The following is a 4,015-nucleotide window of genomic DNA, read 5'->3' on the forward strand; positions in this document are numbered from 1 at the left end:
GAACACACCCTGGTTGGCCTGCGAGCCGGAGTTCGGCTGCACGTTGGCGAACTCGCAGCCAAAGAGTTCCTTGGCGCGGTCGATCGCCAGGTTTTCGGCGACGTCGACATACTGGCAGCCGCCGTAGTAGCGCCGTCCCGGGTAGCCTTCGGCGTATTTGTTGGTGAGGACGGAGCCCTGGGCTTCCATCACTGCGGCGGAGACGATGTTTTCCGAGGCAATCAGCTCGATCTCGTCGCGCTGGCGGCCCAGTTCGGCCGTGATCGACGCAAAAAGCTCAGGATCGCGCTCAGACAGCGCTTGGGTGAAAAAGAGGTCTTTGGACATTCGGGGCTCCTGTCTATCCGGTCCAGCCGAGGCCCGCAGCAACGCAGTTCATCGACTGCAGCAGCGGCACCGGCACTGTTGATGGTTGCCCTGCGCGCTCTTCCCGCAGGAGGCGCACCTGGGTTTTGTGAATTTCGCGCAGCATGCTTTCGACCCGGCCGAAACGGGACCGCAGACGCGGGAAGCGGCTGGCAAGGCTGCTGTCTCCGGTCAGGAAGGCGATGGCTTCACAGGCCAGCTGGTATTCCTTGCGGATGGAGCCAAAGATCCGCTCACGGATTTCTGCGTCCTGCACCAGCGTCGCGTAGTCGGCGGCAATCTCCATGTCGCTTTGCAGCAGGGTCTTTTCGACCTCGTCCACCACCAGGCGGAACAGCGGCGAATTGGAGAACATGTCCTGCAGCACCGCTTCGCCGCGCTCACCGCGAAACTTGCGGAAGCTGGCAACTGCTGATCCGAAACCATACCAGCCCGTGATCATGTGGCGGTTCTGCGACCAGGCAAAGACCCATGGGATCGCACGCAGATCGTCCAGTGATCCGGCGCCAAAGCGGCGGGCCGGGCGCGAACCGATCTTGAGCCGCGCCAGTTCCTCCACCGGGCTGGCCTGCTGGAAGTAATCCAGGAAACCCGGTGCATTGAGCAGGTTGGAATAGGCCGCCTGCGACATGCCCGCCAGCGCCTCGAAGGCGTCGTCATGCTCAGGGTTCACCGGCGGGGTGTTTTCCTGCAGGGAGTGACGCAGCACGGAGGAGGCCATCAGTTCCAGTTGATGCAGCGCAGTGCCTCGGTTAGCGAATTTTGAACTGACCACTTCGCCCTGTTCGGTGATCCGCATCTGGCCGGCGATGGTGCCAGCGGGCTGGGCAGCGATAGCACGCTCGGCCGGGGCGCCGCCGCGGGATACGGAACCGCCGCGGCCGTGGAAGAACACCGGCTGCATCCGATGCGCGGCCAGGGTGCGGGTGATCAGGCGCTGCGCTTTTTCCAGCTCCCAGGTGGAGCAGAGGAACCCGCCGTCCTTGTTGCTGTCGGAATAGCCCAGCATTACCTCGATCCGGTTGTCGCCGGATTTCAGCGAGCGGCGGGCAAAGGGCACGTCCAACAGGCCGTTGAGGATTCCGGGAGCAGCGCGCAGGTCACCGATGGTTTCGAACAGCGGCACCACTTTCAGCGCGGCCTTTTCGGCGCCGAAGCCCGCATAGCGCGCCAGCAGGTAGACGCCGAGCAGATCATCGGTCGAACGCGTCATCGACAGGATGAAGGGCCCCATCGCCTGCGGGTCTTCGCCGGCGCCTGCATCGCGCATCAGGCGCAGCAGTTTCAGCAGCTCGCCGCTTTGCGGGCTCAGCTCGTCCGGCATCACATAGGCCAGCGAGGCGCTGCCAAGCTCGCTGCGCAGGCGGGCTGACCACTCCGGGCTGCCGAACTCCGGCACCTCGCTGGAACGGGACCAGATCTCGGTCAGGGTTTCGGTGGTCACTGTCGAGTTCTGACGGACGTCCAGCGTCACCGTGCGGAAGCCGAAGACGTCGGCCTGCCAGCGGATCGGGCGCACGTAGCGAGCCGCCAGCCGGCTAGCGCCGATTTCTTCCAGCGCCTCCTCGACCTGGGTCAGGTCGCTGATGAAGTCGCCCAAATGCGGATAGGTGCCGGGTTCTTCGGCAGCAGTGGCCCGGATGCGTGCCAGGATCGCGGTCAGCGCCTGTCGGAAGACTTCGCCGGGGTTACGGGCCGCGAGGTCGGCCATGCCGGGGGCGGCTTCGATGATGCCCGCGAGGCGTGCGGACGCACTGTCCGGCAGGGCAAACACGGCGGCCGAGATCGAAATCCGTTCGGCCGCCGTGGTCAGCGCTTTCTGATAGCGCTTGAGAATGGCCGCGCGGTTGGCCGCCAGCGCATCAGCGGTGGCTTCAACGGTCACATTCGGGTTGCCGTCGCGGTCGCCGCCGATCCAGGAGTGGAATTTCAGGCAGGGAGCGTCCGCAGTCGCGCCCAGACGTGGCTCGGCAGCGGAAATGTAGCGGTCGAACAGCTGCGGAACTGCCTCATAGAGACTGTCACGGAAAAACTGCAGCCCCCACTGGATTTCGTCCTGCAGGCTGGGGCGGTCGCGGCGCAGCTCGCCGGTCATCCACAAGAGGTCGATTTCTGAGCGCAGATCTTCCAGCAGATCGGCACGTTCGCGCGGGGTCCAGCGCTTGGCTTCCAGCGACACCAGCCCGCGGTAGATGCGGCGGTGGATTTCCAGGATGGTAACCCGCTTGGCCTCGGTCGGATGCGCGGTCAGGGTCGGGCCGATCGAAAACTGGCTGGCGACTTCCTGCAGCCGTTCCGGCGTGGCGAGTTCGCCTGCTAGGTCCAGCGCGCGGGCAAAGCTGCCCTCGACCACTTCCGGGCCGTCCTGGGTTTCGGCCATGCGGCGGTCGCGCATGGCGGCGTTTTCCTCGACGATCTTCAGCAGCTGGAACCAGATGTTGAAGGCCTGCATATAGGCAGTGGCGGGCTGCCCGTCGGACAGGTCCCAAGGCGCCTCGCCGGCAGCACGCTCTGCCACTTCCGGGGCGCGCTGGCGCAGGACGTCCAGCCACAGGGCATGCAATTCACTGCGCAGTTCAGCGGCGTAACCGGTATCTTCGACCGCCGCATGGGTGTTTTCAGCCGGATCTCCCATTACATCACCCGGTCACGCGGCTCGCGCCCTTCGAAGAAGTCGTTCAGATTGTCGAGCACGCGGAAGCCCATCGCCTCGCGCGCCTCGCGGGTGGCGCTGCCCAGGTGCGGCAGCATCACGAGGTTATCGCAATCCAACAGGTCCGGGTTGATGTGCGGCTCGCCGTCGAACACGTCCAGCGCCGCGCCGCCGATGGTTTCGAACCACAGCGCGCGGGACAGGGCCAGTTCATCGATCACTTCGCCGCGCGCGGTATTAATAAGGAATGCGTCCGGCTTCATCAGATTCAGCATCCGGGTGTTGATCAGGTGCCGGTTTGCGGCCCCGCCCGGGCAGTGCAGCGAAACAAAGTCGCACTGCGGCATCAGCTCTTCCAGGCTGTCCACTTGAGTGGCGCCAAAGCGGGCCAGCACATCGGGCGCCACGCGGGAGCGGTTTTGCACCACAATCTTCATGCCAAAGCCGTGATGGGCGCGGCGGGCCATTTCCTGGCCGATGCGGCCGAATCCGACGACACCCAGCGTCTTGCCGGAGACCTTGGTGCCAATCAGATGGGTCGGGCGCCAGCCGGTCCATTCACCGGCACGCAGCTCGCGTTCGCCTTCGCCTGCGCGGCGGGCCACCATCAATAGCAGCGTCATGGCGATGTCGGCGGTGCATTCGCTGAGCACGTCGGGTGTGTTGGTCACGGTCATGCCATGGCCGGCAGCGCCATGCATATCAATATGAGAGTAGCCAACACCGTAGTTGGCAAGGATACGGGCCTGCGGCTTGGCAACGTCAAAGGCCTTGGCCGAGACGGTATCGGTCACCGTCGGCAGCACCGCGTCATAGGACTTCATCGCGTCGCGCAGTTCCGCTTCGCTCAGCGGTTTGTCACCGGTGTTCAGCACAGCATCAAAGGTTTCAGAAAGCTGAGCCTCTACTGCGGCGGGCCAGCGGCGGGTCACCAGTACCTTCGGCTTTGCCATGATTTCATCTCCCTGACGTGCTTTTTCTTTATTAGGGTGCTCC

2 protein-coding genes and 1 pseudogene are annotated in these 4,015 nt (G+C 64.4%); all 3 read right to left on the reverse strand.

Annotated elements, in window-relative coordinates; translation table 11 throughout:
* Positions 1-327, reverse strand: a pseudogene (glyA, locus tag RA19_RS18825) (serine hydroxymethyltransferase); the annotation flags it as partial.
* A gap of 13 nt (positions 328-340) precedes the next feature.
* Positions 341-3,001, reverse strand: coding sequence for a phosphoenolpyruvate carboxylase (locus RA19_RS18830; RefSeq protein WP_039165558.1), 2,661 nt, complete (start codon positions 2,999-3,001; stop codon positions 341-343).
* A complete protein-coding gene (locus RA19_RS18835) occupies positions 3,001-3,972 on the reverse strand; it encodes a 2-hydroxyacid dehydrogenase (RefSeq protein WP_039165560.1) in 972 nt (323 codons plus the stop codon). The genes RA19_RS18830 and RA19_RS18835 overlap by 1 nt, the downstream gene beginning before the upstream one ends.
* Positions 3,973-4,015: the final 43 nt, after the last annotated feature.

Source organism: Leisingera sp. ANG-M1, assembly GCF_000813745.1.
Classification (GTDB): domain Bacteria; phylum Pseudomonadota; class Alphaproteobacteria; order Rhodobacterales; family Rhodobacteraceae; genus Leisingera.

What these genes read in the sequence shown, in the direction of transcription:
- RA19_RS18835 (WP_039165560.1), bottom strand. Translation starts at nt 3,972, where the DNA reads ATGGCAAAGCCGAAGGTACTGGTGACCCGCCGCTGGCCCGCCGCAGTA.
- RA19_RS18830 (WP_039165558.1), bottom strand. Translation starts at nt 3,001, where the DNA reads ATGGGAGATCCGGCTGAAAACACCCATGCGGCGGTCGAAGATACCGGT.